Consider the following 26,745-nt stretch of genomic DNA (forward strand, 5'->3'; position numbering starts at 1 on the left):
GCTTGCAAGTATGCAATGTGGCAACCGACCCAGCGTCAAAGTCGCCGCGAATTCAGGCTTTGCTGCCGCGTTGCGGCAGATCGCGGGGCAAGCCCGCTCCCACAACAATGGATGACCATACTTTTCGTACAAAAACCTAGTAAAAAAGCCGCGGCTCCGGCGAATCCAGCAAGCTGACCAGCTTGGTCAGGGCAAAGCCCAACTCCGCGCGGCTTGGCGTCATCAGTGCGATACGCACGCCGCAGGTGGCAGCGCTGCGCTCCGGCAGGAACTGACTGCCACTGACCACGGTGACGCCATTGTTGCGCGCCAGGGTGGCAAATTCGTCGCTGGTCCACGGCTCGGGCAGCTCCAGCCAAAGATGGAAACTGTTGGGCTGGCTGCGGACCTTGTAGTTACCCAGGATCTCGCGGGCCATTTGCTGGCGCGCGGCCGCTTCGTCCTGCTGCACCTGCACCAGTTGGTCGGCCATGCCGCTGTTGATCAGGTTGCTGGCCAGTTGCGCCATCAACGGCGAGGGCATCCAGACGCTGCTGCGCACCATCGACGAGAGCCGCGAAAGGGTTTGGGGCGGGGCATAGAGGTAACCGATCCGCAGCGCGGGGAGCACGCTTTTGGACAAGCTGGTCAGGTACACCGAGCGCTCTGGGGCATAGGCCGCCAACGGTTTGTAATCAGGGGCCGGTTCAAGGAAGCCATAGATATCGTCATCGACGATGAACAGGTCGAACTCGCGGGCGATTTCGGCGATGGCTTCACGGCGCGCGTGGGGCATGATCGAGTTGGTCGGGTTCTGGTGGGTGGTCACGCACACCAGCAGGGAAGGGCGGTGCTCCAGGCACGCCGCGCGCAAGGCCTCGGGAATTAAACCGTGCTCGTCCATGGCCACGCCGCGCAGGCGGCGCCCCATGCTGTGCGCCAGGGAAATGATGCCCGGGTAGCAGAATGACTCGCAGAGGATGACGTCATCGTTCTTGGACAAACTGCTGATGGCCACCAGCAGCCCGTGTTGGGCGCCCGAGGTCAGCACCACCTGCTGCCAGTTCGCTTCGGGTAGCCAGCGTTGAATCCAAGCCGCACCGGCCTGCTTGTGCGTCGCGTGACCACCCTCGGTGACGTAATCGAGCACCTGGGCCAGGTCGGGAGATGCTGCCAGTTCGTTTATAGCCCCGCGCAACCAGTCGGTCATGTGCGCGTCATTGGGTTTGATGATCGAAAGGTCGATCTGGCCACTCTCGCGCTCGGCTGGCGCAGGCATGGGGCGTGCTGCCGAGGCTGGCGCATGCGCCGGGCGTTGCTGTAACACAAAGGTGCCGCGGCCGACCTCGCCCACCACCAGGCCCCGTTTGGCGGCTTCGTCATAGGCGCGCCCAATGGTGCCAGGCGTCACGTTCAATGATTCGGCCAAGTCCTTGAGGGTCGGCAGGCGATCGCCAGCGGTCAGTCGGCCGCTGCCGATGTCCTGTTCGAGGGCGTCGGCGATCATCAGATAGACCGGCTGCGCCAGGTCGCTGTAGTGAGGAACCCACATAGAAATGGCACCAAAGGCTGCAAGAACGCGGAAGCCTAGCACGAAAGGTCTGATAGGAGTAATTGTGTTTTCTTGTAGGCAAATTACATCGATTGAGCTGGCTTTTGCCGGCCAGATGAGCGACTGAACGTCCTTCAGCTTCGGCAGCGCTCGGCGAACTGCTTCAGGGAATTCAGTGGTTTTTCCAGAAATCTTTTGAAATCAATAAGTTGATTGAATCGATGCAATCGATGTGCTCGCACTATGCTGAAATAAATTGAGTCGATTCTATTTTTGTAATTACAATGATTGAGTCGATGCAATTTGCGGGGTGCCGCCCAGGCTCCACTTATCTCATCGCACAGCTGTGAACGGCTTCAAAAAAAGACAACGTCTGCCGCCTCTGCCCGGCTAAGCACGACACCGAATGGCCTCAAGCTAGCTCAATGGAATATCACTCGAAATGGAAAGCGCACACCTGCAACAGGGAGCCGAGCCTCAGACTTCACTGGAGATCCGCCTGCCTTGGGTAACCTCAAGTGCCTGGCAAACCTTGCTGAACAATACCCCCCTCGATTTTGAAACCAGCAAAGAGCTCTACCCTCAGCTCAAGGATCAGGCGCAGGAGGTGCTGGGCAACGCACTGTGCCAGCAGATTCGTGGTTTCGTTGAAGACCCGCAACTGACCAGCATGATCGTGCGCAATTGCCCACGCGACCGTGACGTACCTCCTACGCCGTACTCGGGTGTGCTCAGCCCGCGCAGCACGCCGATTGCCTGCCTGGTCAGCCTGACCATGCAGAGCCTGATGGGCATCAACCCGATCGTTTATGAGGGGGAGAACGACGGCCGGCTGTTCCGCCATGTCATTCCGGCACGCACTTCATCCAGCCACAAGAGCTCCCACGGTTCGCGGCTACGTTTTTCCTACCACGTCGACAACCCCGACCTGCCGCTGTCATCCGAACCACTCGGCACGGCCTCCTGCTGCCCGGAATACCTGTCGTTCTTTGGCATGCGCTGCGACCCGCGCATCAGCACAACGCTGGTCAACCTCGATGCGGTAGTGGCGGCGCTGCCGTCGGCCACCGTGCGTGAGCTTTGCCTGCCTCAGTTCGAAATCCGCCGCCCCGACTCGTTTACCGCCAATCGGCGATGCACCGCCGAGTTGCCCGTGCTGGCGCATGGCAATGCCGGCGAGTGGTTGTGCCGTTTCGACAGCGAGAACACCCACGGCCTGAACCTGCGTGCCGAGCAAGCCCTGGCCAGCTTGCGCGGTGTGCTGGAGACCCGCCGCTTCGACGAGCCACACCTGCTGCTGCCGGGCGACTTCATGATTTTCAAGAATCAGCGTGTGTTGCATGCCCGTGATGGCTTCGAGCCGCAGAACGACGGTGCCGACCGCTGGCTGTTGCGCCTGTTCGCGGTCAACGACCTGAACCGAGTGCATTTCGCCCGTGCGGACCACCTCTACGAAGTGCGCTCCTGATCTTTCTCAACGACTCGATGGAAGTAACGATATGGAACTGTTAGGCGCTTTCTGGGCGGAACACTGGCTGCTGGCGATCCTGATGCTGGGGGCGATCGCGTTCATTGCAGGCTTCGTCGACAGCATTGCCGGTGGCGGCGGGTTGTTCCTGGTCCCTGGGTTTCTGTTAGTGGGCATGCCGCCTCAGGTGGCTCTCGGGCAAGAAAAACTGGTGAGCACACTCGGCACGCTGGCCGCCATCCGCAACTTTCTGGCCAACAGCAAGATGGTTTGGAAGGTGGCGCTGGTCGGGGTGCCGTTCTCGTTGCTCGGTGCTTATCTGGGGGCGCACCTGATCGTGTCGATCTCCCAGGAGACCGTGGGCAAGATCATCCTGGCTTTGATCCCGTTCGGCATCCTGATCTTCCTCACCCCCAAAGACCGCCCGGTCGAGGAGCGCGAACTGTCCCCGCGCACGCTCTACACCGTGGTGCCGTTGACCTGTCTGACCATCGGCTTCTATGACGGCTTCTTCGGCCCAGGCACCGGCAGCATGTTCATCATCGCTTTCCATTACCTGCTGCGCATGGACCTGGTCTCCAGCTCGGCCAACTCCAAGACCTTCAACTTCGCCTCCAACATCGGCGCCTTGGTGGCGTTCATCATGGCCGGCAAGGTTGTGTACCTGCTGGCCCTGCCACTGGTGGCCTGCAACATTCTCGGCAACCACATGGGCAGTGCCCTGGCCTTGCGCAAAGGCAACGACGTGGTGCGCAAAGTGTTGGTGTTCTCGATGCTGTGCCTGTTCACCAGCCTGGGCGTGAAGTACCTGGTTTGACCTACCTACTCGGAGATAACTGATGAAAACCGCATTCGTAACCGGCGCCTCCTCGGGGTTTGGCCGAGCCATCTGCCGTACGTTGATTGCCAAGGGCTACCGCGTGATCGGTGGCGCCCGGCGCATGGACAAACTGCAGGCGCTGGAGGGTGAGCTGGGGGTCAATTTCATCCCCTTGGCGTTGGATGTCACCGACCCTGCGTCGCTTGAAACGGCTGTCGAGCAGATTCGTGATGCCTCGCTGCAAATCGATCTGTTGGTCAACAACGCCGGGCTGGCGCTGGGGGTCGATCGCGCCCAGGCCAGCAGCGCCGAGAATTGGCAGCGGATGATCGATACAAACATCACCGGGCTGGCCATGGTCACCCACAAGATCCTGCCGCAGATGGTGGAAGCAGACAGCGGGATGATCATCAACATCGGCTCGATTGCCGGCACCTATCCCTATCCAGGCGGCAACGTGTATGGCGCCAGCAAGGCATTCGTGCGCCAGTTCAGCCTCAACCTGCGTGCCGACCTGGCCGGTACCCGCGTGCGGGTGAGCAATATCGAGCCGGGCCTGTGCTCGGCTACCGACTTTTCGGTGGTGCGCCTGAAGGGCGACCTGGACGCGGTGGAGGCGCTGTACCGCGACGTGGAAGCCATCCTGCCGGAGGACATCGCGGCTACGGTGGCGTGGATCGCCGAGCAGCCCGCGCATGTGAATATCAACACCCTCGAAATCATGCCGGTGGCGCAGAGCAGTGCGGCGCTGAATGTGGTGCGAAATCTGCCCAGGCCGTTGGGCGCTGCTTGATAGAGGGGCGCGCGCAGGGTGTTCGACACACCAGCTTCAGCGCCTGTGAGATCGAGCGCCGCCCGCGCGGCGCTTCGCGGGGCAAGTCGGACCGCCGCACCGCCGCTCCCACATCTGTTTCGGGCCAGTGAGGCCTGTGGCATTTGCGCGCGACCGCCTTGTTTGTCCGACGCGATATCGAGGCGGGCGCCAAGGGGCCGCGCGCCAATGTCTCAGGAATAATTGGCCCGAAACAGATGTGGGAGCGGGCTTGCCCCGCGAAGCGCCGCGCGGGCGGCGCTCGATCTCACAGGCGCTGGAGATGTTATGGCGAGCACCTGTCAGCCTCCACACCGATCCCCCCCTGACCCCTGTCATAGCACCTTCCCGATTCTTGACTAGTCTTACCTATCGGCGGCCATCAAAAACCCGCCACCGTGACTACCAAGAGGCGCCGGCCATGTTCCGCGCGTCCACCACCTGATCAGGAGTGCACGATGGACCTCAACCGTCGGCAGTTCTTCAAGGTCGCCGCTGTCGGCCTTGGAGGCTCGAGCCTGGCGGCGTTGGGCATGGCCCCGACGCCGGCCTTCGCCGAGCAGGTGCGTCACTTCAAGCTGGCGCACACCAAAGAGACCCGCAACACCTGCCCCTACTGCTCGGTCGGCTGCGGCCTGATCATGTACAGCCAGGGTGATGCGGGCAAGAACGTCAAACAGAACATCATCCATATCGAAGGCGACGCCGACCACCCGGTCAACCGCGGCACCCTGTGCCCGAAAGGCGCGGGCCTTCTGGACTTTATCCACAGCCCAAGCCGCCTGCAGTACCCCGAGGTGCGCAAGCCGGGCAGCAAGGAGTGGGTGCGGGTGGAGTGGGACGAGGCGCTCGACCGCGTCGCCGACCTGATGAAGCAGGACCGCGATGCCAACTTCATCGAGAAGAACGCTCAGGGGCAAACCGTCAACCGCTGGCTTACCACCGGTTTTCTCGCCGCCTCCGCCGCCTCCAGCGAGGCCGGCTACCTGACCCACAAGGTTGTTCGTGCAACAGGCATGCTGGGGTTCGATAACCAAGCACGTGTCTGACATGGCCCGACGGTGGCAAGTCTTGCCCCGACGTACGGCCGTGGTGCCATGACCAACCACTGGTCCGATATCGCCAACGCGAATCTGGTCCTGGTGATGGGGGGCAACGCAGCAGAAGCGCATCCGTGCGGCTTCAAGTGGGTGACCGAAGCCAAGGCGCACAACAAGGCGCGGCTGATCGTGGTCGACCCGCGGTTTACCCGTACCGCCTCGGTGGCGGACTACTACGCGCCCATCCGCACCGGCAGCGACATCGCCTTCATGGGCGGGCTGATCAATTACCTGCTGAGCACCGACAAGATCCAGCACGAATACGTGCGCAACTACACCGACGTGTCGTTCATCGTCAAAGAAGGCTATGGCTTCGAGGACGGGCTGTTCAGCGGCTACGACGCGGCCAAGCGCGTGTACGCCGACAAGTCCGGTTGGGGCTACGAGCTGGGTGAGGACGGCTTTGCCAATGTCGACCCGACCTTGCAGCACCCGCGTTGCGTGTTCCAGCTGATGAAACAGCACTACAGCCGCTACACCCCGGAGCTGGCCAGCATGACCTGTGGCATGCCGCAGGACGCCATGATGAAAATCTGGGAAGAGATCGCCACCTGCTCGGTACCGGGCAAGACCATGACGATTCTCTACGCACTGGGCTGGACCCAGCACTCGATCGGCGCGCAGATCATCCGCAGTGCGGCGATGGTGCAGCTGTTGCTGGGTAACGTCGGCATGCCGGGTGGTGGGGTCAACGCCTTGCGTGGGCACTCCAATATCCAAGGCCTGACCGACCTCGGCCTGCTGTCCAACTCGCTGCCGGGTTACCTGACCCTGGCCGGTGATGCCGAGCAAGACTACGCCGCGTTCATCGACAAGCGTGCCTCCAAGCCGCTGCGCCCTGGGCAGCTGTCCTATTGGCAGAATTACGGCAAGTTCCATGTCAGCCTGATGAAGGCCTGGTATGGCGCCAATGCCACGGCGGAAAACAACTGGGGCTACGACTGGCTACCCAAGCTCGATGTGCCGGCCTACGACGTGCTGCGCATGTTCGAGATGATGGGCCAGGGCAAGGTCAACGGCTACATCTGCCAAGGCTTCAACCCGATTGCCGCGCTGCCGGACAAGAACCGTGTCACCGCCGCGCTAGGCAAGCTCAAGTGGCTGGTGATCATGGACCCGCTGGCCACCGAAACCTCGGAGTTCTGGCGTAATGCCGGGCCGTTCAACGACGTCGACACGGCCAATATCCAGACCGAAGTGATCCGCCTGCCCACCACTTGCTTTGCCGAGGAGGACGGCTCGCTGGTCAACAGCAGCCGCTGGCTGCAATGGCACTGGAAAGGTGCCGACGGCCCGGGCCAGACCCGCACCGACGTGCACATCATGAGCGAGCTGTTCCTGCGCCTGCGCCAACGCTACCAGGCCGAGGGCGGCGCTTACCCCGATGCGTTGATGAACATCAGCTGGCCGTACAAGGTCCCTGAAGAGCCGTCCCCGGAGGAGCTGGCCAAGGAAATGAACGGCTGGGCGGTAACCGACGTCACCGACCCGACCGGCGCGGTGCTCAAGGGTGGGCAACAGTTGTCGGGCTTCGGCCAGCTCAAGGACGACGGCAGTACCGCTTCGGGTTGCTGGATTTTCGCCGGCTGCTGGACCGAGCAAGGCAACCAGATGGCACGCCGCGACAACAGCGACCCGTACGGCATGCACCAGGTGCAGAACTGGGCCTGGGCCTGGCCGGCCAACCGCCGCATCCTCTACAACCGTGCCTCCAGCGACCCGCAAGGCAAGCCATGGGACCCAGAGAAAAAACGCCTGGTGTGGTGGAACGGCAAAGCCTGGACCGGTACCGATGTGCCCGACTTCAAGGTCGACTCGCCACCGGAAGCCGGGATGAACCCGTTCATCATGAACCCCGAGGGCGTGGCGCGGTTCTTTGCCATCGACAAGATGGCCGAAGGCCCGTTCCCCGAGCACTACGAGCCGTTCGAAACGCCGATCGGCATCAACCCGCTGCACCCGCAGAACAAGAAGGCCACCAGCAACCCGGCCGGGCGCATCTTCGATTCAGTGTGGGACAGCCTCGGCACCCATGATGAATTCCCTTACGCGGCGACCACCTACCGGCTGACCGAGCACTTCCACTTCTGGAGCAAGCATTGCCGGCTCAACGCGATCGCCCAGCCCGAGCAGTTCGTCGAGATCGGCGAGGTGCTGGCGAACGAGAAGGGCATCAAGGCAGGTGACCGGGTGCGGGTGTCGAGCAAGCGCGGGCATATCGACGCGGTGGCGGTGGTGACCAAGCGGATTCGCCCGCTGCAGGTCAACAACCAGACCGTGCACCAGATCGGCATCCCGTTGCACTGGGGCTTCACCGGGGCGACCCGGCACGGCTACCTCACCAACACCCTGGTGCCGTTCCTGGGTGATGGCAACACCCAGACGCCGGAGTCCAAGTCGTTCCTCGTCAAAGTGGAGAAACTCTGATGGCCAGCCAAGACATCATCGCCCGCTCGGCCACCACCACCGTGCCGCCTTCGGTACGCCAGCAGGAGGAAGTCGCCAAGCTGATCGACACCACCAAGTGCATCGGCTGCAAGGCCTGCCAAGTGGCCTGTTCGGAGTGGAACGAGCTGCGTGACGAGGTTGGCCACAACCACGGCACTTACGACAACCCCCAGGACCTCACCGCCGAGACCTGGACCCTGATGCGCTTCACCGAGCACGAGCGCGACGACGGCAACCTGGAGTGGCTGATCCGCAAGGATGGCTGCATGCACTGCGCCGACCCCGGTTGCCTGAAAGCCTGCCCGAGCCCGGGGGCGATCATCAAGCACGCCAACGGTATCGTCGATTTCAACCAGGACCACTGCATCGGTTGCGGCTACTGCATCACCGGCTGCCCGTTCAACATCCCGCGCATATCGCAGAAGGACCACAAGGCGTACAAGTGCACGCTGTGTTCCGACCGGGTGAGCGTGGGGCTGGAGCCGGCCTGCGTGAAAACCTGCCCGACCGGGGCGATCGTTTTCGGCAGCAAGGACGAGATGAAGGTGCATGCCGCCGAGCGGATCGTCGACCTCAAGTCACGTGGCTACGACAACGCCGGGCTGTACGACCCGGACGGCGTCGGTGGCACCCACGTGATGTACGTGCTGCACCATGCCGACACGCCCCGGCTGTACGCCGGCCTGCCGGACCAGCCGGTGATCAGCCCGCTGGTAGGCTTGTGGAAGGGCTTCACCAAGCCGCTGGCGCTGTTGGCCATGGGCGCGGCGGTGCTGGCTGGGTTCTTCCACTATGTGCGGGTTGGCCCACAGCGGGTCGAAGAGGACGAGCACCCCACGCCGCCTGATGACAGCGTGCACCAGGTGGACCCTGCGGTGCATGTGTACGATCCGAAGCAGCCCGGTGGGCAAGGGGAGCAACGGCCATGAACCACAACAAGCCTATCCTGCGTTACAACGCCAACGAGCGGACCAACCACTGGATTGTCGCCATTCTGTTTTTCATGGCCGGGCTGTCTGGGCTGGCGCTGTTCCATCCGGCCCTGTTCTGGCTAAGCCACCTGTTCGGCGGTGGGCCGTGGACACGCATCCTGCACCCGTTCTTGGGCGTGGCCATGTTCGTGTTCTTCCTCGGCCTGGTGGTGCGTTTCTGGCGCGCCAACTTCATCACCGCCAACGACCGCCTGTGGCTGCGCCGCATCGACCGGGTGATGGTCAACCGTGAAGACGGCGTGCCGCCCATTGGCAAGTACAACGCCGGGCAGAAGCTGCTGTTCTGGACGCTGCTGCTGTGCATGCTTGTCCTGTTGCTGAGCGGTGTGGTCATCTGGCGCGCGTACTTCAGCCATTTCTTCGATATCGGCTCCATTCGCCTGGCTACCTTGCTGCATGCGCTGGCGGGTTTTGTGCTCATCCTTAGCATCATTGTGCACATCTACGCCGGTATCTGGATCAAGGGCTCCATTGGCGCCATGCTGCATGGCTGGGTCAGCCGCGCCTGGGCCCGCAAACATCATGAGCTGTGGTACCGCGAGGTGACCGGCGACAAGCCCCCGGGTGATCACGGACGTAAAGAAGGATGAGTACATGAGTACGATACTCGTACCCGGGCAGATCGAGGCCTCGGCGGTGGCGCCACCCTTTTTGCACCTGCCACCCAAGGGCTTGTTCGCCCTGCGTGCCGAGCGGCTGGAGCTACTCGCTGAAAATAATGCCCTTGGCGATTACCTGTGGCTGATCGCGCGGCTGTGCCACATCCAGCAGTGGCTTGTGGATAACCCACCTGGTGCTTTGCCTGTGGCCGAAGATCGCCAGCGCCTGTGCATAAGTCATGGGCTGCCGCCGCTGGCAGCCGACAGCCTGGTGCGCGAAGGGCCTTGGCTGGTCTGGCTGCAGACGTTGCTCGATCAGTTCGGTGAAGTGGCCACGGGGCCGTTGGCTGAAGCGCTGCAGGCACTGCGCAAAAGTGACGACGGCCAGCGCAAGGGCTGGGGCATCGCGTTGCTGGCAGGGCAGTTCGATGCCGTGCCGGCCGCGTTTGTGCCGTTTCTGGGCGCGGCGCTGCAAGCCGCCTGGTCCTATTGGCTGCTGGCGCTGCCGGCTTGCGAGCTCAAGCCGGCCGGCAGCTTGGCCCAATGCCCGGCCTGCGGGTCGCCAGCGTTGGCCGGTGTGGTGCGTAACCGTGGCAAGCATAACGGCCTGCGTTACCTGGCCTGCTCGTTGTGTGCCTGCGAGTGGCATGTGGTGCGGGTCAAGTGCGTGTACTGCGAGTCGAGCAAGGACCTGCGCTATACCAGCTTGGAGGATGATCGCCATGCGCCGGGCAAGGCGCCGTTGCAGGCTGAGTGTTGCCCGGGGTGCAACACCTACCTGAAGCAGCATTATCTGGAGAACGATGCCGCTGCCGAGCCGCTGGCCGATGACCTGGCCAGCCTGGCGCTGGATATCCGGCTGGATGAGGAAGGGTTTCATCGCCTGGCGCCAAACCTGCTGCTGGCGCCGGGTGGCGGGTGAGTGTCTACACTGCAAGATCGAGTCGCGCCCTTCGCGGGGCAAGCCCGCTCCCACAGGTACTTCGATGTATTCGGAACCAGCAAGTTCTCAGTGGGAGCGGGCTTGCCCCGCGAAAGGGCCAGAACAGACAACGGATCATCTGAAGGTAGTACCTGATGTCTTCAAGCCTCGCCAACGACACCCCACGCCTGCCTTCCATCGACACCCTCCTGCGTCATCCGGCCTGCCTCCCGTTGATCGACCGCCACGGCCGCGACGCTGTCCTCGCCACCCTGCGCCTACTGCTCGACGACCTGCGCGAGCCCGCCCATCTGGGCCAACTCAGCACCGCCGAGTTGGCCGCAGAGGTACTGCTCGGTCGCACTGGCGAGCGCCTGGCTACCCAGCAACGCAGCCAGGTCCGCCGGGTGTTCAACCTCACCGGCACCGTGCTGCACACCAACCTCGGCCGCGCCCTGTTGCCGGAAGAGGCCATCGACGCCATGCAGACCGCCGCCCGTTACCCGCTCAACCTGGAGTTCGACCTGGCCACCGGCAAGCGCGGCGACCGTGACGACCTGATCGAAGGCCTGATCCGCGAATTGACCGGTGCCGAAGCCGTCACCGTGGTCAACAACAATGCCGCAGCCGTGCTGCTGGCGCTGAACAGCCTGGGGGCGCGCAAGGAGGGCATCATCTCCCGAGGCGAGCTGATCGAGATCGGCGGGGCCTTTCGTATCCCCGACATCATGGCCCGTGCAGGCGTACGGCTGCACGAGATCGGGACCACCAACCGCACCCATGCGCGCGACTACGAGGCCGCCATCGGCCCGCGCACCGGCCTGCTGATGCGCGTGCACTGCAGCAACTACAGCATCCAGGGCTTCACGACCCAGGTGCCTACCGCCGAGCTGGCGCGCATTGCCCATCACCATGAACTGCCGCTGCTCGAAGACCTGGGCAGCGGCAGTTTGCTTGACCTTACCCGCTGGGGCCTGCCCGCCGAACCGACCGTGCGCCAGGCACTGGCAGATGGCGCCGATATCGTCACCTTCAGCGGCGACAAGCTGCTTGGCGGGCCACAAGCCGGGATCATCGTCGGGCGCAAGGACCTGATCGCCAAGATCAAGAAGAACCCCCTCAAACGTGCGCTGCGCGTCGACAAGATCACCCTCGCCGCCCTTGAAGCGGTGCTGGCGCTGTACCGCAACCCGGACCGGCTGGCCGAGCGTTTGCCCAGCCTGCGCCTGCTGACCCGCAGCCAGGCCGAGATCCAGGCCCAGGCCGAGCGCCTGGCGCCCGAACTCAATGCCCGCCTCGATGGGCAATGGGCGGTCAGTGTGGAGCCGGCACTGGGCATGATCGGCAGCGGCAGCCAGCCGGTGGCGCGCCTGCCCAGCGCCGCGCTGTGCCTGCGCCCGCAGGTGTCGAAGAAGCTGCGCGGGCGCAGCCTGCATGTGCTGGAGCGCGCCTTGCGCGAGTTACCGATACCGGTGCTGGGGCGTATCGACGACGATGCGCTGTGGCTCGACCTGCGCCAGTTGGACGATGAAGCCCAGTGGCTGGCGCAGCTGCCTGCCCTGCAACTGGGGCCGGTGCAGTGATCGTCGGTACCGCTGGCCATATCGACCACGGCAAGACGGCGCTGCTGCAGGCCTTGACCGGGCAGGCTGGCGACCACCGTCAGGAAGAACGCGAACGCGGCATGACCATCGACCTCGGCTATCGCTATGCCGCACTGGCCGAAGGTGCGCCACTGACCGGTTTCATCGATGTGCCGGGCCATGAGCGCTTTATCCACAACATGCTGGCAGGGGCGCACGGCATCGACCTGGTGTTGCTGGTGGTGGCTGCGGACGACGGCATCATGCCGCAAACCCGCGAGCACCTGGCGATCATCGAGTTGCTGGGCATTCCTCAGGCGTTAGTGGCGGTCAGCAAATGCGACCGGGTAGCGCCGGCGCGCGTAGCAGAAGTGCACGCGCAGATCGCCGCGCTGCTGGCGCCGGGGCCGTATGCAGGGGCCTCGCAGTATGCACTGTCGAGCATCACGGGCGAAGGTGTGGAGGCATTGCGCCAGGCACTGCTGCAGGCGCAAGGGCGCGTGCGGCAGCGCAGTGTGCGCGGCGGTTTTCGCCTGGCCATCGACCGCGCCTTCGCGGTGTCTGGCGCCGGTGTGGTGGTCACCGGCACGGCATTGGCCGGCCAGGTCAGTGCGGGTGACACCCTGTTGTTGGGCAAGGCTGGCAAACCCGTGCGGGTGCGCGGCCTGCATGCCCAGAGCCAGGCCGCGCTGATGGCCGAAGCGGGCCAGCGGGTGGCGCTGAACATCGCTGCCGAGCGGTTGGCCGTCGAACAGGTACATCGGGGTGACTGGCTGGTGCCCGAATGGCTGCACGCACCCAGCGTTCGGGTCGATATCGAGCTGACGTTGCTGGCGGGGGAAACCCGCCCGTTCGAGCACTTCAGCGCTGTGCACGTCCACCTCGGCACTCAGGATGTGACCGCCCGCGTGGCGCTGCTCGAAGGTGAGGCACTGCTGGCCGGCCAGCGCATGTTTGCCCAGTTGCTACTCAACGCGCCGCTGCAGGCCGTGCATGGCGACCGGCTGGTGCTGCGCGACCAGCGTGCCCAGCGCACGCTGGGGGGCGGGTGGGTGCTTGACCCGTTTGCGCCCAGTCGGCAGCGTCGCAGCGAGTCGCGGCTGCGCCAGTTGCAGGTGCTGCGTGATGCCGAGGGCCTGGAGCAAGCATTACCCGCTTTGCTGGATGCCGCGCCCGCAGGGCTCGACCCGCAGCGGCTGGAGCGGCAGTTCAACCGCCTGCGTGCGAGCTGGCAGTTGCCCGCGAATGTTCTGGTGATTGCCACACGCCAGGGGCCGTTGCTATTTGCTCGTACGACGTGGGATGCGTTGAAGCAGCAGGTGCTGGAGCGGCTGGCACTGTTTCATCAGCAGGAGCCCGACCAGCTCGGCCCGGACCGCGACCGTTTACGGCGCTTTGCTGCCTTGCCGCAGGAGCGTCCGGCGTTTGTCAGCCTGCTGGATGAATTGCTTGATGAGGGGCAGGTTGCCAGCAGCGGCCCGTGGTTGCACCTGCCCGAACACAAGGTGCAATTGAGTGAGGCCGATAACGCGCTATGGGCGCGGTTGGAACCCCGCTTGCTGGAAGGGCAGTACGACCCGCCGTGGGTGCGGACGCTGGCCAGTGAATTGGGCTGCGCCGAAACGGATGTGCGCTTGCTGATGCGCAAGCTGGCTAGGTTGGGCCTGGTGCACCAGGTGGTGCGGGACCTGTTCTACCCGGCAGCGACGGTACAGCGCATGGCCGCGCTGCTGCTTGGCCAGGTGAGTGAAGCGCCGGTAGTGCAGGTGGCTGCGTTTCGCGATATGTTGGGCATCGGTCGCAAGCGCAGTGTGCAGATTCTTGAGTATTTCGACCGCATCGGCCTGACTCGCCGGGTGGCCGACCAGCGTTACATCCGCGCCGACAGCGCCCTGGCCCAGCAGCAGGCCAGGCACTGAGTTCAAGGAAGGCAATCGCGCCCGGTGGCGCGGCCGGGCTTCAAACCCGGTTGGGGACGGCAGCCGTTCCCGGGCAGGTTCGACTCCCGCTGCCTTCCGCCATTAACTTCTCCCTTTCGGGCCTCTTCGCGGGTAAACCCGCTCCCACAGGGGCTTTACAGTTCTTGAGACGTGCGCAGTACCTGTGGGAGCGGGCTTGCCCGCGAAGAGGCCCGAAAGCATGACGCTTAAGCCCGCTCTCCACACAGGTCCAGCGCAAACCACTGCTCAGCAGCTTCTGCACCCAACCCAGCCCCCAGCAGCGCAAACAGTTTGCCCAACGCTGCCTCACGGGTCATGCCGCCGCCACTGACCAGGCCAGCGCCACGCAGGCGGTTACCCGCCGCATAGGTATCGAACACCACCGACCCTTCCGGGCATTGGCTGATCGCAACCAGCACCACACCCCGCTGACGCGCCGCTTGCAGTACGTCTAGCAATGCCTGGTCATCCGAGGGCCCTGTGCCGCTGCCGTAGCACTCCAGCAGCAAACCTTGCACGCCGCTGTCGAGCACTGCCCGCAGATGCCCGGCCTGCAAGCCAGGGAACACCGGCATCACCGCCAGGTTGACCGGCTGGCGCGGGTGCTGGTAGCCAAGCTCGGCGGGCAGGGTGGTGGCACGCTCACCGTCGCGATGGCGCGGCAGCGCGGCAAAGGCATCGAAGGCCTCGCTGCGCAGTTTCGAGGCCCGGCAGCCGTGCAGCAACTGCCCGTGGAAGTACAGCTGCACGCCGTCTTCCAGGCCTTGCTCGAACTGGCGCAGGGCGCCGCACAGGTTGTCCCAGGCATCGCTGCCCGGTGCACCGGCCGGCAACATCGAGCCGGTCAACAGCACTGGCACCGGCAAGCGAAGCAGCAGGAACGACAACGCCGCGGCGCTGTGAGCCAGGGTGTCGGTGCCATGCAGGACCAGCACCGCATCATGGCCGGCAACGTCCACCGCCTCGACGATGGCATCGCGCATGGCCAGCCAGTTGTGCTGCTGCATGTTGGCGCTGTCGAGCAGCGGGTTCATTTCCTGCAGTGTCCAGTGCAGCTGGGGTGCATCGGCCATCTGGGCGAAATGCTCGCGCATCCGCGCCTCGAAACCACCCGCTGGCGCCAGGCCTTCTGGGGTTTCGAGCATGCCGATGGTGCCGCCGGTGTAGAGGACGAGAAGATTCTTTACTGCGCGCATGGAGATCATCCGAGGCGGTAAGCGGAGAAAGAAAAGCCGCCCGCAGGTGGGGCGGCTGGGCAGGGCAGGATATCAGCGCTGAAGCTGGGCTTGGCCCACGGCTTTGTCAGCGGCTGTTTCGGCCTGCGTATTGGCAGGCCAGGCATTGCGGTCCAGGTCCAGGTCGGCAAACTTGGCCGAATCGAACACTGGCTGCTTGATGCCAGCCTTGCGCTGATCATCGTAGTCGCGCATCACCCGCAGGCCGACCTTGAACAGCAGGGCCAGGGCGACCAGGTTGACGAAGGCCAGGCAGGTCATGGTGATGTCGGCGAAGGCGAACACGGTCGACAGGTCCTGCATCGAACCCCACACCACCAGCGCCAGCACCAGGCCGCGGAACAGCATCAGCACGGCACGGTTGCGGGTCAGGAACTGCAGGCTGTTTTCGCCCAAGTAGTAGTTGTAGAGGATGCAGGTGAAGACGAACAGCGACAGCGCGACGCTGACGAACAGGCGCCCCCAGTCACCGACCACGGCGGCCAGCGAGTTTTGGGTCAGGACGATGCCGTCACCTTCGAAGCCTGGGGTGTAGAAGCCCGACAGCAGGATCAGCAGCGCGGTGCAGGTGCAGATCACGAAGGTGTCGAGGAACACGCTGAACGCCTGGACCACGCCTTGCGCGCCCGGGTGCTTCACGGCCGCCACGGCAGCGACGTTGGGCGCACTGCCCAGGCCCGCTTCGTTGGCGAATACGCCACGCTTCACGCCCATGACGATGGCACTGCCCAGCAGGCCGCCGAACGCGGGGTCGAGGCCGAAGGCGCTCTTGAAGATGGTTTCCAGCATGGCTGGCACGTGCTCGATCTGGGTGCCGATCACGTACAGCGTCACGCCGATGTAGGCCAGCGTCTTGACCGGTACCAACAGGTCAGACACGGCGGCGATGCGCTTGATGCCACCGAGGAAGGTGATGGCCAGCAGCACGGCCAGGACGATACCGGTGTGCTTAGGGTCGAAGGCAAAGGCGTTCTGCAGCGAGTGGGTCACGGTGTACGACTGCAGGCCAATGAAGGCGAAGCCGTAGGTGACCAGCAGCAGGATCGAGAACACGATGGCCATGTTCTTGCGCTTCAGGCCGTGCTGGATGTAGTAGGCCGGGCCACCACGGTACAGGCCGTCACCGTCTGCGCGTTTGTAGACCTGGGCCAGCGTGCATTCGAAGAAGCTGCTGGACATGCCCACCAGCGCGGTGACCCACATCCAGAAGACCGCGCCTGGGCCGCCCAGGGTCACGGCAATGCCAACACCGGCGATGTTACCGGCGCCAACGCGGCCGGCGAGGCTCAGCATCAGGGCCTGGAAGGAGCTCAGCTGGCCTGCCTGGCCACGCAGCGATTCCTTGAACACACCGAACATGTGGGCAAAATGGCGGAACTGGACGAACCGCGAGCGGATGGTGAAGTAACCGCCGAGACCGACGATCAACACGATGAGGAGTTTCCCTGAAAGGAAATCGTTGAGTACTTCGAGCATTAAAATGACCTCGATTCTTATTCTTCGTGTGGAATGACCAGCGGACGGCAGGCGCACCGCTATCGTTGGGGCGCATGTTTGGCTATGACAAGAGTGGTTACAATTTCGCGGGTTGCTCTGACTTGATGCGACTTGATGCTACACTTGCGCCATTCGCGTCACCTGGATTCTGAACATGAGCGATCATTTCGCTACCAACCTCAAACTGGCCTGCAGCCACTACCGCTCTATCTCGGAAGTTTGCCGACAGCTGTCGATCAACCGCGCGCAGTTCAACAAGTACCTCAGCGGCCAGAGCCGTCCGACGGCTTTCAACCTCAAACGCATCGGCGATTTCTTCGGTGTCGAGGATTACGAGCTGAACCAGCCGCCCGAGCAGTTCGCTCGGCTGATCGGCGCCCGTGTGTCGGCGGTGGCTGAACAGCCAAGCGACCCGATCAGCGAGTTGTTCCGCCCCTTGCACGAGCACGCGGGCAACCTGTCGCGCTACTGCGGCTATTACTTCGAGTATTCCAACTGCATGTCGGTACCGGGGTCGATCCTGCTATCGCTGGTGCACCTGCGTGAAGAGCGCGGCCGCTTCCTGTTCGAGCGCCAGGAGCGTCAGGAGCGCAGCAGTGCCACCGACCTGCATGCCGAGGTGCGTTGCCGCTACTTGGGCGCGGCGTTCCAGTTGCAGGACCGGATGTTCCTGATCGACTACGAGTCGCTGACCCTTAACGAGATGAGCCAGACCATCCTCATCCCCAGCTTCAAGAGCCGCATCACCCGCCTGAACGGCCTGAAGACCGGCGTTTCCAGCGGCGACCGACGCAACCCGGCCTGCACCCGAGTGGTGTGGGAGTACCTGGGCGAAGAGATCAACCGCATCAATGCCTATCGCCAGGTCAAGCTGTACCGGCCGGAGGACCCGCGTATCGATGACGACGTGCGCGAGCGGTTGAGTGTGGGGCCGTTGAGTAACGGGCTATTCGAAATCGAGTGAGGGGCAACGCGTCACACATCGTCGTGGATGAACGTTTCCACCGCGTCCGCAACCTGATCCGCGATTGCCGGGGTACTGCGCAGGTGGGCGGCGATGCCATGGTCGCAGTCCGTAAGAAACAGGCATTGGAAACGCTCCGGTGAAACTGACTGCATCAGCGCGTGAGTGACTTCTTCAGGAATTGGGCTGTAGCGCTCGGTGCCGGCAACCCACAGGTTGCCTGCACTGGTGCCAGGCCCTTTGCCGAATCGCTGTGAGTTGAGCCCGTCATACTCGCCAATCACCATCAGTACTCTGCCCCGAAACCGACTGAGGAAGGCGTAGCTGTCGCAGTCCAGAAAGCCGTAGGGCCTGCTGATGGCTGCTGTAAAGGTCGGGCCGAATGGCGCCTGTTGAGCGAGGTCTGGATAAACAGCTGGGCAGATCAATACAAGCCTGTTCACTTGCGGTAACTGCGCTGCGAGTTTCAGCGTAATTGCAGCCCCTAGGCTATGGCCTATCAGCGTTCGGCAGTCATTAGCGATATGTCGGAAAAAACGTTGCGCCTCTTCGAGATTGGTCGCTAGTGAAGGCGAATCTGCACCTGGCTCGCTGGCGAGACTGTGCCCTGACAGGTTTCCAGTTAGCGATCCGATACCTGCGGCTTGCAGGCGATAGAGCAGCGGGTTGAGCCGAGTGAAGTCCGAGCGCGCGCCCCCGATGACAAACACCGGGGGTGATTGCTCAAGATCAGGCACCAGCAATCGGGCTTGCTGTTGGTAGTTTCCGAACACTTCTTCGATGACTACTTCTTTGCCAGGTGCGGGTTCGTTGAACTGCCATTTCAATCGGTGATTTGTGTCCGTTTGTGCGTGCATGCTGCCCTCTTTTAAGAGCCGATGATTGGTATTACGCAACGCAGATTAGGCTAGTTGCTGTTTTTGCCGTGTGCGCTGGCTCATGGCTTTTTTGAAGCCTATGAGATCGAGCGCCGCGCGGGCGGCGCTCGATTTGCGCACCACCTCAAAACCCAAGGCAAGCACCTGTCGGCAAAACGTGGCTGCAATTGGGCCATCCAAGCGGGTGGTGGCGAAAATTTGAAATCAACACTGCCGATGGTATTCACTAGGCCCTGGGTTGGACTTCCCCGCCCGGAAACCGCAAAATGACCCCTTTCCCTCAATCAACCTCTCCGGATCTGCTGACTCTATGCGTATGCGCCTAATGCTGTTGGGTGGTGGCAATGCCCTCGGGCAAGCGCTGATTCGTCTCGGGGCTGAAGAGGACATTGCATTCCTGGCACCGCGCCCGCCGGAGAACGGCTGGGACCCGGCCAGCCTCACTCAGCTGCTCGACGATCACCGCCCCAATGCCTTGGTCAACCTGGCCTATTACTTCGACTGGTTCCAGGCCGAGTCGGTCAGCGAACAACGCCTGGCTCAGCAAGAGCGGGCGGTGGAGCGGCTGGCAGAGTTGTGCCAGCACCACCAGATCACCTTGGTGCAGCCTTCGAGCTACCGGGTTTTCGACGGGTCGCGGGCCACGGCCTACAGCGAGAAAGACGAGCCGGTGCCGCTCGGCCTGCGTGGCCAGGCCCTGTGGCGCATCGAGCAGAGCGTGCGGGCGGCGTGCCCGCAACATGTGCTGCTGCGCTTTGGCTGGCTGCTCGATGAAAGCGTCGACGGTGCACTGGGCCGTTTCCTGACCCGCGCCGAACAACCCCAGGAATTGCTGCTGGCAGATGACCGCCGCGGCAACCCGACGCCGGTCGATGACGCTGCCCGGGTGATCCTGTCGGTGCTCAAGCAGCTCGATTGCAGCGCGCCGCTGTGGGGCACCTACCATTACGCCGGCAACGAAGCGACCACGCCACTGGCGCTGGGGCAGGCGATTTTGACCGAGGCTGGCCAGTACCGTCAGCTGGCGGTGCAGGCGCCCACGCCACAGGCCCATGCCGCGCGGCCGGACGCCAGCGAAGAGCCCCAGCACGCCGTGCTGGCCTGCAAGAAAATCCTTCACACCTTCGGTATCAAGCCCCGCGCCTGGCGCGCCGGCCTGCCGCCCCTACTGGACCGTTTCTACCGCCATGGCTGATGCCCCCATCCTGATCACCGGCGGTGCCGGCTTCATCGGCTCTCACCTGTGCGATGCGCTGTTGGCCAAAGGTTACGCCGTACGCATTCTCGACGACCTGTCCACTGGCAAGCGGGATAACCTGCAGATTACCCACCCACGGTTGGAACTGATCGAAGGCGATGTCGCCGATGCTGGGCTGGTCAGCCGTGCGGCCGCTGGTTGCGCTGCGGTGGTGCACCTGGCGGCCGTGGCGTCGGTGCAGGCTTCGGTCGAGGATCCGGTAAAGACTCACCAGAGCAATTTCATCGGCACCCTGAATGTCTGCGAAGCCATGCGCCTGCACGGTGTGCGTCGGGTGCTGTTCGCCTCCAGTGCTGCGGTGTATGGCAACAACGGCGAAGGCGAGTCGATTGCTGAAGAAACACCGAAAGCGCCGCTGACCCCTTACGCTGTGGATAAGCTGGCCAGTGAGCAGTACCTGGATTTCTACCGCCGCCAGCATGGTCTGGAGCCGGTGGTGTTCCGCTTCTTCAATATCTTCGGCCCGCGGCAGGACCCTTCCTCGCCGTATTCGGGTGTGATCAGCATCTTCAGCGAGCGTGCCACCCAAGGGCTGCCGATCACGGTGTTCGGGGATGGTGAGCAGACCCGGGATTTCCTTTATGTAGGGGACCTGGTGCAGGTGATGATCCAGGCGCTGGAGCAGCAGCAGGTCGAGGAGGGCGCGGTGAACATCGGCCTGAACCAGGCGACTTCGCTCAACCAGCTGTTGACGGCCCTGGAAAAGGTAATCGGCAGCTTGCCAGCGATCAGCTATGGCCCAGCCCGCTCGGGCGACATTCGCCATTCGCGGGCAGATAACCAGCGCTTGCTGACGCGCTTCGATTTCCCGGCGCCAACGCCATTGGTCGACGGCTTGTCCCGCTTGCTGGGCAAGCCCTGAACGCAGGCTCGGCAACGCACGCCGTCCTGTAGGAGCAGCCTTGCGCTGCGAAGAGGCCGGTGGCAACACAGTAGATTTTCACTACTGCCACCGGCCTCTTCGCAGCACAAGGCTGCTCCTACAGGAGTCTTGGCTTGCCAGCCACGTGGCGCCGGGCTCAACCGTGCCGCACCACCGTGCGCTGGCAATCATCAGGCCCCAACACCCGCCCATCCCGAGCGCGCACTTGCAGGGTCTCGAGCGTTTCCCCTGTGGCGCGGTCCAGCAACGCCGATCGCGTTTCTCCGGCCTCGAACAAGTACTGCTCCCCCCACTGGCGCAAGGCGATCACCAGCGGGAACACCGAACGCCCTTTTTCGGTCAGCACATACTCTTTGTAGGCACTGCCATCCGATGCCGGCTGCAACGCCAACAGCCCACTCTCCACCAATAACTTGAGCCTCGAGGCCAGGATGTTCTTGGCCAGCCCGAGGTTCTTCTGAAACTCACTGAAGCGGCGCAAGCCATCGAATGCGTCGCGCAGGATCATCAGCGCCCAGCGATCACCCAGTACTTCAAGGGCCCGGGCTACCGGGCATTGTCCGTTCGTTTCGTCGAGCATCGTGCGGCTTCTCAAGGGTTCTGGTTGCAGATTAAAACCACATTTGCTAGAAATCCACATGTGGTTTTAATTTGAAACCAGATTGAAGGGATACGCCATGCACACCCCGAGCGCTACACAACCCCGCCTGACCCGCGCGATGACCCTGTTACTGGCCCTCACCTGCGGTATTGCGGTGGCCACGGTGTACATCGCCCAGCCCTTGCTAGAGTCCATGGCACGGGACCTGGGGGTAGGGCAGCAGCGCATAGGCTGGGTGGTCGGCGCCACCCAGGCCGGTTATGCGCTGGGCTTGCTACTGATCGTGCCGCTAGGCGACCTGATTGACCGTAAGCGCCTGATCGTCGGCCAGTTGTGGGTTTCGGCCCTGGCCCTGATGGCGGTAGGCATGGCCTGGGACTGGGCGGTGCTGCTGATGGCGCTGGCGCTGGTCGGGTTGATGGCCGTCATGGTGCAGGTGATGGTGGCGCATGCCGCCACCCTGGCCACCCCCGCACAGCAGGGGCAGGCGGTGGGCACGGTCACCAGCGGGGTGGTGCTGGGCATTCTGCTGGCGCGGCTGGTGTCTGGCTTCGTCGCCGACATGGCGGGCTGGCGTGTCGTCTATTTTGCCGCCGCTGGGGTACTGATGCTGATGGCCTGCCTGCTCTGGCGCGGCATGCCGGGTGCCCGGCCGGCGGCGCAGCGCCTCGGTTACCTGGCATTGACGGGCTCGCTGTGGGCCTTGTTCAAGGAAGACCCTGCCCTGCGCCGACGCGGGTTATACGGCCTGTTGATCTTTGCCGCCTTCAGCGTGCTGTGGAGCGCGATGGTGCTGCCGCTGAGCGCTTCGCCCTTGGCGCTCAGCCATACCCAAATCGGCCTGATTGGCCTGGCCGGCGTGGCGGGCGCGGTTGCTGCTTCCCGGGCCGGCCGGTTGGCCGATCAAGGCCGCGGCGAGCGCACCACCGGGTTCGCCCTGGCGGTACTGACGGTGTCGTGGCTGCCGACGGCGTTCGTTGAGCATTCGCTGCTGGCGTTTCTAGTGGGGGTGGTGTTGCTCGATTTTGCGGTGCAGGCTGTGCATGTCACCAACCAGAGCCTGTTGCTGGCCGGGCGCAGCGCACAGGCGAGCCGCCTGATTGGCGCCTACATGTGCTGCTATTCACTGGGTAGCGGGTTGGGCGCGGTGCTGGCGACCTGGGTCTATGCCCGATGGGGGTGGGCGGCGGTGTGCGGGCTGGGGGCGGGGATCAGTGCGACAGCCTTGGGTTGCTGGCTGGGGGCAAGAACAGGGAGCGCGGCAATGGCCGCCCTCCCTGCCAGGGATCAGAACTTGTAGCCAAGGCCAACCATGTAAACCCACGGGTCGACGTCGACGTCGACCTTGGTCTTGCTGTAGCCCAGCGCGGTCGGGCCGTTGACGCTGGCCTTGGTGTCGATGTCGACGTACCAGACCGAGGCGTTGACCAGCAGGTTGTCGGTGAGCATGTAGTCCATGCCCAGCTGGCCAGCGATGCCGACCGAATCCTGCAGCTTCAGGTTGCTGAAGCCTTGTTCTTTACGCGCGCTGCTCAGGTCTTCATCGAAGAACAGGGTGTAGTTGATGCCCACGCCGGCATACGGCTGGAAGCGGGAGTTCGGCTCCATCGGGTAGTACTGCAGCGACAGGGTCGGTGGCAGTTGCTTGATGTCGGCCAGCTTGCCGTCCAGGCCGCCGCCCAGGCCCTTGACGCCCACGGTGTGCTTGAACGGGGTGGCCGCCAGCAGCTCCAGGCCGATGTGGTCGGTGAGCATGTAGGCGAAGGTCAGGCCCAGCTGGGTGTCGCTGTCCAGGGTCGCCTTGGTGCCCGACACCTTGTTGCCGTCGAACTTGAGGTCGCCGCTGCTTTCGTTCGGTGCGGTAGTGATGGCACCGGCGCGCAGGATCATATCGCCTGCCTGGTAGGCGTGGGCGGCAGGGGCGGCGAGCGCAAGGGCCACAAGCGAGGCGCCGAGCAAGGACTTGTTCATGGAAGCTCCCAGAGGACATTAGTAATTGAGTAGTCCAATGGTACGGATGCGTCTAAACCGAAAGTTTGACCCAGCTCAAAGAAGCGTCGGAACGAATTCGAAACAGTTCTCACTTCAGCTCATAAGCGTATATTTTCTCGGCTTCCATCTGGTATCCGGCGTCGGCCAGTTCGCTGCTGGAGGCGCTCACCTGCATCTTTCCCTCGATCCAGTAGGGCTGATACAGGTCTTCGACGCGCACGCCCCTCTCGCTGAAGATGTGCACGATCTGGTTCGAGGGTGGTGGCGGCACGTGGATGCAAGCGCCGTAGTAGGGCACCAAGAGGAACTCGGTGGTGCGGCCTTCTTCGCTGACCTCCAGCGGCACGATGTAGCCCGGCAGCTTGATCCGCTGGCCATCCAGGCTTTTCACCACCGGGGCATCCGGCGCCTGCTGGCGGGCGGCGGGCGCCGATTCGGCGGCCAGAGCGTCGCTCAGCTGTGACAGGTCGTGCAGCGGAGCCAGTTGCGGCGGGATGACAGGGGCGCCTTCCGGGATCAATGCAGGCCAATCGAGTTCGCGGGGTTCGGCCGCCCAGGTGGGGGCGGCGAGTACTACCAGTGATAACAGAAGCGCGCGGAGCATGGCGTTTTCTCAGAGGTGGATCGACAAGCCATCGGCCAGCGACTGCCGATAGGCTCGCCAGGCCGGCACGCTGCCCATCAGCAGTGCAGCCCCGAGGATAATAGCCAGCAGCGTCCATTCATGGGCACTCGGCAGGGCCAGCGGCAGGAACAACCCATAGTTGGCCTGCACATAGCCCTGCGCCAGGGCGATGCCGGTGTACAGCAAGCCTAGCCCGGCGACGATCCCCACCACGGCCAGCGACAGCGCCTCCAGTACCAGCAACCCGGCGATATGCCAAGGCCGGGCACCGACCGAGCGCAAGATCGCCATCTCCCGACGGCGCTCGTTGAGGCTGGTGAGAATCGCCGTCAGCATGCCGATCAACCCGGTCAGCACCACGAACAGCGAAACCACGAACAGCGCCTGCTCGGCGGTGCCCATCAGGCTCCAGAGCTCCTGCAGGGCCACCCCGGGCAAGATCGCCAGCAAGGGTTCGTTGCGGTACTCGTTGATTTCCCGTTGCAGGCTGAAGGTAGCGATCTTGCTGTTCAAACCAAGCATGAACGCGGTGATGGCGGCAGGTTGCAGGTCCATGGTACGTGCCTGGTCGGCACTGATGCGCCCGGCACCGCGGGCGGGCACCCCGTTGTGCCAATCGATATGGATCGCCTCCATGCCGCCCAGGCTGATATGCAGGGTGCGGTCGACCGGGGTGCCCGTACGCTTGAGCACGCCGACCACGGTGAACGGCTTGTCGTCATGCTTGACCAGGCTGATCGCCGCAACGCCATGCGCCAGTACCAGCTTGTCGCCCAGTGTGTAATGCAAGGCGTCGGCCACTTCGGCGCCGAGCACCACTTCGAACGGGTCGTCAGCGAAGGCGCGGCCCTGGCTCAGCTCCAGGTGCTGCCTGCGGCCATATTGGTAGTGGCTGAAGTAGTCGCCGGTGGTGCCCATCACGCGATAGCCGCGGTGCGAGTCGCCCAGCGAAATAGGGATCGCCCACTTCACCCGTGGGTCCTGGGCGTAATGCTGGTAGCTGTCCCAGCGGATGTTGTTGGTGGCGTTGCCAATACGAAACACCGAATACAGCAGCAGGTTCACCGAGCCCGAGCGGGCGCCGACGATCAGGTCGGTACCGCTGATGGTGCTGGCGAAGCTGGCGCGGGCTTCGGTGCGCACGCGCTCTACGGCCAGCAGCAGGCACACCGACAAGGCAATGGCGAACGCGGTGAGGAAGGCGGTGAAACGGCGGTTGGCCAGGCTGGCCAGGGCAAGACGAAGCAGGTACATCAGGCCTCCCGGGGCTTGGCGGCGCGGTTGAGCTCGGCCAGGGAAAGGTGACGGTCGAACAGCGGTGCCAGGCTCTGGTCATGGCTGACGAACAACAGGCTGGCGCCGGCTGCCCGGCACTCGTCGAACAACAGGCGGATGAAGGCTTCGCGGGTGTCGGCATCGAGGGCCGAGGTCGGTTCGTCGGCGATCACCAATTCCGGCTGGCCGATCAGTGCTCGCGCAGCGGCCACCCGTTGTTGCTGGCCGATCGACAGGCTGTCGGCGCGCCGGGCAAGCAGGGCGGGGTCGCCCAGGCCCAGGTGGGCGAGCAGCGTGGCGGCGGCCTGGTCGACACTGCCATGGCGCTGGGCCGCGCGCGTGGCGCGGCTGCGCGAAAAGCGGCAAGGCAGCTCGACGTTCTCGCGCACCGACAGAAACGGCAGCAAGTTGAACTGCTGGAAGATGTAACCCGTGTGGTCGACCCGGAAGCGATCGCGCGCGCCTTGGCCGAGGCCACTGAGGTCGTGGCCGAGCAGGCGAATGCGGCCCTGGCCAGGCAGGTTCACGCCGCCCAGCAGGCCCAGCAGCGTGGTCTTGCCGCTGCCGCTGGGGCCTTTGAGAAACAACGCCTCGCCGGCCTCCAGCTGGAAGGCGGGAATATCCAGCAGGGCCGGTTGGCCAGGCCAGGCAAAGACCAGGTCATGCAGTTCGATCAGCGGCTGGCCCATTCAGAACGCGACCGCGGCCTTGGCGGGTGTCGCTTCAACGCCTTTCTGACCTTTAGGGCCGATCAGTTGCACGTTGATCTTCTGGGTAGCCGGGAAGGCCTTGAACAGCGGGGCAAGGTCGATCTGGGTGAGGCTGTCCGGGTTGGCACAGGTCAGTTGGTAATGCGCACCAATGTCGCTGTGCTCATGGCCGTGCTCATGCTCGTCGTCATCGTCGTCGGCTTTCGGGGCATCTCCGAACAGCGGGCTTTCCAGCGCCTGTGCATCGTCCTTGCACCCAGCGGCTGCTGCCAGGCCGAACAGCTGCAAGGGTTGCTCGAGCTGCTGGCGCACGGCGGCGACCTTGGCTTTGTCGGCATCGCTATTGGCAGCGTGCTCGAAACCGACCAGGTTCATCGCCGGGCTGTCCAGTTCCAGCTCCAGGGTGTTGCCATCGAGCACGGCGTTGAGCTTGGCCACGCCATGCTCATGGGCGCCGAGGGTGCCATGGGCGTGATCATGGTCATGGTCATCGTGGGCATGGGCCATGGCGAGGGGCAGCAGAGCGAAGGGCAGGGCGAGCAGCAGGCGACGCATGGAAGACTCCAGGAGCAGGCTGAGAATGATTTGGTAATGTTATAACAATTTTTCCGCC

Annotated in this window: 23 protein-coding genes and 1 tRNA gene; 14 read left to right on the forward strand and 10 right to left on the reverse strand. The window is 63.6% G+C overall.

Going from position 1 to position 26,745, the window contains the following annotated elements:
• Window positions 1-136: 136 nt before the first annotated feature.
• On the reverse strand, window positions 137-1,531 hold the full coding sequence (locus tag HU764_RS00675; protein ID WP_186704102.1) for an aminotransferase-like domain-containing protein: 1,395 nt from the start codon (window positions 1,529-1,531) through the stop codon (window positions 137-139).
• 442 nt (window positions 1,532-1,973) lie between these two features.
• On the opposite strand from HU764_RS00675, the gene HU764_RS00680 reads away from it, so the two are divergent.
• The 10 genes from HU764_RS00680 (at window position 1,974) to HU764_RS00725 (ending at window position 14,295) form a co-directional block, all read left to right on the forward strand.
• Window positions 1,974-2,999: a TauD/TfdA family dioxygenase gene (locus HU764_RS00680; RefSeq protein WP_099452747.1), complete on the forward strand. Its 1,026-nt coding sequence runs from the start codon at window positions 1,974-1,976 to the stop codon at window positions 2,997-2,999.
• A gap of 31 nt (window positions 3,000-3,030) precedes the next feature.
• The gene (locus HU764_RS00685) at window positions 3,031-3,816 is read left to right on the forward strand and encodes a sulfite exporter TauE/SafE family protein (protein WP_027594881.1); all 786 of its coding nucleotides are present in this window, start codon (window positions 3,031-3,033) and stop codon (window positions 3,814-3,816) included.
• 22 nt (window positions 3,817-3,838) lie between these two features.
• Window positions 3,839-4,612, forward strand: coding sequence for an SDR family NAD(P)-dependent oxidoreductase (locus HU764_RS00690; RefSeq protein ID WP_186704103.1), 774 nt, complete (start codon window positions 3,839-3,841; stop codon window positions 4,610-4,612).
• Between the two features lie 476 nt (window positions 4,613-5,088).
• The gene (fdnG, locus tag HU764_RS00695; protein WP_155951438.1) at window positions 5,089-8,157 is read left to right on the forward strand and encodes a formate dehydrogenase-N subunit alpha; all 3,069 of its coding nucleotides are present in this window, start codon (window positions 5,089-5,091) and stop codon (window positions 8,155-8,157) included.
• Window positions 8,157-9,107 carry a formate dehydrogenase subunit beta gene (gene fdxH / locus HU764_RS00700; protein WP_027594885.1) on the forward strand — a complete coding sequence of 317 codons (951 nt, stop codon included), beginning with the start codon at window positions 8,157-8,159 and terminating at the stop codon, window positions 9,105-9,107. The genes fdnG and fdxH overlap by 1 nt, the downstream gene beginning before the upstream one ends.
• Window positions 9,104-9,760: a formate dehydrogenase subunit gamma gene (locus HU764_RS00705; RefSeq protein WP_186704104.1), complete on the forward strand. Its 657-nt coding sequence runs from the start codon at window positions 9,104-9,106 to the stop codon at window positions 9,758-9,760. Before fdxH ends, HU764_RS00705 begins: the two co-directional genes overlap by 4 nt.
• Before the next feature lie 4 nt (window positions 9,761-9,764).
• A complete protein-coding gene (gene fdhE, locus HU764_RS00710; RefSeq protein WP_186704105.1) occupies window positions 9,765-10,691 on the forward strand; it encodes a formate dehydrogenase accessory protein FdhE in 927 nt (308 codons plus the stop codon).
• A gap of 155 nt (window positions 10,692-10,846) precedes the next feature.
• A complete protein-coding gene (gene selA, locus HU764_RS00715) occupies window positions 10,847-12,274 on the forward strand; it encodes an L-seryl-tRNA(Sec) selenium transferase (protein WP_186704106.1) in 1,428 nt (475 codons plus the stop codon).
• Window positions 12,271-14,193, forward strand: a complete 1,923-nt coding sequence (gene selB / locus HU764_RS00720) for a selenocysteine-specific translation elongation factor (RefSeq protein WP_186704107.1) — start codon at window positions 12,271-12,273, stop codon at window positions 14,191-14,193. Before selA ends, selB begins: the two co-directional genes overlap by 4 nt.
• A gap of 6 nt (window positions 14,194-14,199) precedes the next feature.
• Window positions 14,200-14,295, forward strand: a tRNA-Sec gene (locus tag HU764_RS00725).
• Between the two features lie 125 nt (window positions 14,296-14,420).
• Here HU764_RS00725 and HU764_RS00730 read toward each other — a convergent pair.
• Together HU764_RS00730 and HU764_RS00735 are read right to left on the reverse strand one after the other, a co-directional pair.
• Complete coding sequence (locus tag HU764_RS00730; protein WP_186704108.1) at window positions 14,421-15,410, reverse strand: asparaginase; 990 nt, start codon at window positions 15,408-15,410, stop codon at window positions 14,421-14,423.
• A gap of 72 nt (window positions 15,411-15,482) precedes the next feature.
• Window positions 15,483-16,925 carry an alanine/glycine:cation symporter family protein gene (locus tag HU764_RS00735; RefSeq protein ID WP_027594891.1) on the reverse strand — a complete coding sequence of 481 codons (1,443 nt, stop codon included), beginning with the start codon at window positions 16,923-16,925 and terminating at the stop codon, window positions 15,483-15,485.
• Window positions 16,926-17,100: 175 nt separating this feature from the next.
• Here HU764_RS00735 and HU764_RS00740 point away from each other — a divergent pair, with 175 nt between their 5' ends.
• The gene (locus HU764_RS00740; protein ID WP_099452756.1) at window positions 17,101-17,910 is read left to right on the forward strand and encodes a helix-turn-helix domain-containing protein; all 810 of its coding nucleotides are present in this window, start codon (window positions 17,101-17,103) and stop codon (window positions 17,908-17,910) included.
• A gap of 11 nt (window positions 17,911-17,921) precedes the next feature.
• Here HU764_RS00740 and HU764_RS00745 read toward each other — a convergent pair whose 3' ends face one another.
• The gene (locus HU764_RS00745) at window positions 17,922-18,767 is read right to left on the reverse strand and encodes an alpha/beta hydrolase (RefSeq protein ID WP_186704109.1); all 846 of its coding nucleotides are present in this window, start codon (window positions 18,765-18,767) and stop codon (window positions 17,922-17,924) included.
• Between the two features lie 331 nt (window positions 18,768-19,098).
• Between HU764_RS00745 and HU764_RS00750 the strand changes: the two genes are divergently transcribed.
• A complete protein-coding gene (locus HU764_RS00750) occupies window positions 19,099-19,983 on the forward strand; it encodes a sugar nucleotide-binding protein (RefSeq protein ID WP_033694227.1) in 885 nt (294 codons plus the stop codon).
• A complete protein-coding gene (locus tag HU764_RS00755) occupies window positions 19,976-20,908 on the forward strand; it encodes an NAD-dependent epimerase/dehydratase family protein (protein WP_186682815.1) in 933 nt (310 codons plus the stop codon). The genes HU764_RS00750 and HU764_RS00755 overlap by 8 nt, the downstream gene beginning before the upstream one ends.
• Window positions 20,909-21,065: 157 nt before the next feature.
• On the opposite strand, the gene HU764_RS00760 is transcribed toward HU764_RS00755, so the two are convergent.
• Window positions 21,066-21,509: a winged helix-turn-helix transcriptional regulator gene (locus tag HU764_RS00760; RefSeq protein WP_027594896.1), complete on the reverse strand. Its 444-nt coding sequence runs from the start codon at window positions 21,507-21,509 to the stop codon at window positions 21,066-21,068.
• A 97-nt stretch (window positions 21,510-21,606) separates the two neighbouring features.
• Here HU764_RS00760 and HU764_RS00765 point away from each other — a divergent pair, with 97 nt between their 5' ends.
• Window positions 21,607-22,830, forward strand: a complete 1,224-nt coding sequence (locus HU764_RS00765; protein ID WP_217834999.1) for an MFS transporter — start codon at window positions 21,607-21,609, stop codon at window positions 22,828-22,830.
• Here the strand turns inward: HU764_RS00765 and HU764_RS00770 are convergent.
• The 5 genes from HU764_RS00770 to HU764_RS00790 all read right to left on the reverse strand — a co-directional run bounded on the left by HU764_RS00770 (window position 22,818) and on the right by HU764_RS00790 (window position 26,687).
• Complete coding sequence (locus HU764_RS00770) at window positions 22,818-23,501, reverse strand: OmpW/AlkL family protein (RefSeq protein WP_010951793.1); 684 nt, start codon at window positions 23,499-23,501, stop codon at window positions 22,818-22,820. The two genes, HU764_RS00765 and HU764_RS00770, sit on opposite strands and share 13 nt — an antisense overlap.
• A 109-nt stretch (window positions 23,502-23,610) precedes the next feature.
• Complete coding sequence (locus tag HU764_RS00775) at window positions 23,611-24,126, reverse strand: DUF3299 domain-containing protein (protein ID WP_186704230.1); 516 nt, start codon at window positions 24,124-24,126, stop codon at window positions 23,611-23,613.
• A 9-nt stretch (window positions 24,127-24,135) separates the two neighbouring features.
• On the reverse strand, window positions 24,136-25,401 hold the full coding sequence (locus HU764_RS00780; protein ID WP_085274020.1) for an ABC transporter permease: 1,266 nt from the start codon (window positions 25,399-25,401) through the stop codon (window positions 24,136-24,138).
• Window positions 25,401-26,111 (reverse strand): ATP-binding cassette domain-containing protein, encoded by a 711-nt coding sequence (locus tag HU764_RS00785; protein WP_099452761.1) that lies wholly within the window; start codon window positions 26,109-26,111, stop codon window positions 25,401-25,403. Before HU764_RS00785 ends, HU764_RS00780 begins: the two co-directional genes overlap by 1 nt.
• Entirely contained in the window at window positions 26,112-26,687 is a 576-nt protein-coding gene (locus HU764_RS00790) for a DUF2796 domain-containing protein (RefSeq protein ID WP_186682163.1), read from the reverse strand.
• Between the last annotated feature and the right edge of the window lie 58 nt (window positions 26,688-26,745).

This window comes from Pseudomonas kermanshahensis (assembly GCF_014269205.2).
Lineage (GTDB): Bacteria > Pseudomonadota > Gammaproteobacteria > Pseudomonadales > Pseudomonadaceae > Aquipseudomonas > Aquipseudomonas kermanshahensis.

Bases quoted from the DNA above. Each gene is read 5' to 3' on its own strand.
- HU764_RS00760 (WP_027594896.1), bottom strand. From the start codon at position 21,509: ATGCTCGACGAAACGAACGGACAATGCCCGGTAGCCCGGGCCCTTGAA.
- HU764_RS00685 (WP_027594881.1), top strand. From the start codon at position 3,031: ATGGAACTGTTAGGCGCTTTCTGGGCGGAACACTGGCTGCTGGCGATC.
- HU764_RS00780 (WP_085274020.1), bottom strand. From the start codon at position 25,401: ATGTACCTGCTTCGTCTTGCCCTGGCCAGCCTGGCCAACCGCCGTTTC.
- HU764_RS00770 (WP_010951793.1), bottom strand. From the start codon at position 23,501: ATGAACAAGTCCTTGCTCGGCGCCTCGCTTGTGGCCCTTGCGCTCGCC.
- fdxH (WP_027594885.1), top strand. From the start codon at position 8,157: ATGGCCAGCCAAGACATCATCGCCCGCTCGGCCACCACCACCGTGCCG.
- HU764_RS00755 (WP_186682815.1), top strand. From the start codon at position 19,976: ATGGCTGATGCCCCCATCCTGATCACCGGCGGTGCCGGCTTCATCGGC.
- HU764_RS00785 (WP_099452761.1), bottom strand. From the start codon at position 26,111: ATGGGCCAGCCGCTGATCGAACTGCATGACCTGGTCTTTGCCTGGCCT.
- HU764_RS00745 (WP_186704109.1), bottom strand. From the start codon at position 18,767: ATGCACGCACAAACGGACACAAATCACCGATTGAAATGGCAGTTCAAC.
- HU764_RS00680 (WP_099452747.1), top strand. From the start codon at position 1,974: ATGGAAAGCGCACACCTGCAACAGGGAGCCGAGCCTCAGACTTCACTG.
- HU764_RS00765 (WP_217834999.1), top strand. From the start codon at position 21,607: ATGCACACCCCGAGCGCTACACAACCCCGCCTGACCCGCGCGATGACC.
- HU764_RS00690 (WP_186704103.1), top strand. From the start codon at position 3,839: ATGAAAACCGCATTCGTAACCGGCGCCTCCTCGGGGTTTGGCCGAGCC.
- HU764_RS00735 (WP_027594891.1), bottom strand. From the start codon at position 16,925: ATGCTCGAAGTACTCAACGATTTCCTTTCAGGGAAACTCCTCATCGTG.
- HU764_RS00750 (WP_033694227.1), top strand. From the start codon at position 19,099: ATGCGTATGCGCCTAATGCTGTTGGGTGGTGGCAATGCCCTCGGGCAA.
- HU764_RS00775 (WP_186704230.1), bottom strand. From the start codon at position 24,126: ATGCTCCGCGCGCTTCTGTTATCACTGGTAGTACTCGCCGCCCCCACC.
- HU764_RS00675 (WP_186704102.1), bottom strand. From the start codon at position 1,531: ATGTGGGTTCCTCACTACAGCGACCTGGCGCAGCCGGTCTATCTGATG.
- HU764_RS00740 (WP_099452756.1), top strand. From the start codon at position 17,101: ATGAGCGATCATTTCGCTACCAACCTCAAACTGGCCTGCAGCCACTAC.
- HU764_RS00790 (WP_186682163.1), bottom strand. From the start codon at position 26,687: ATGCGTCGCCTGCTGCTCGCCCTGCCCTTCGCTCTGCTGCCCCTCGCC.
- fdhE (WP_186704105.1), top strand. From the start codon at position 9,765: ATGAGTACGATACTCGTACCCGGGCAGATCGAGGCCTCGGCGGTGGCG.
- HU764_RS00705 (WP_186704104.1), top strand. From the start codon at position 9,104: ATGAACCACAACAAGCCTATCCTGCGTTACAACGCCAACGAGCGGACC.
- selA (WP_186704106.1), top strand. From the start codon at position 10,847: ATGTCTTCAAGCCTCGCCAACGACACCCCACGCCTGCCTTCCATCGAC.
- HU764_RS00730 (WP_186704108.1), bottom strand. From the start codon at position 15,410: ATGCGCGCAGTAAAGAATCTTCTCGTCCTCTACACCGGCGGCACCATC.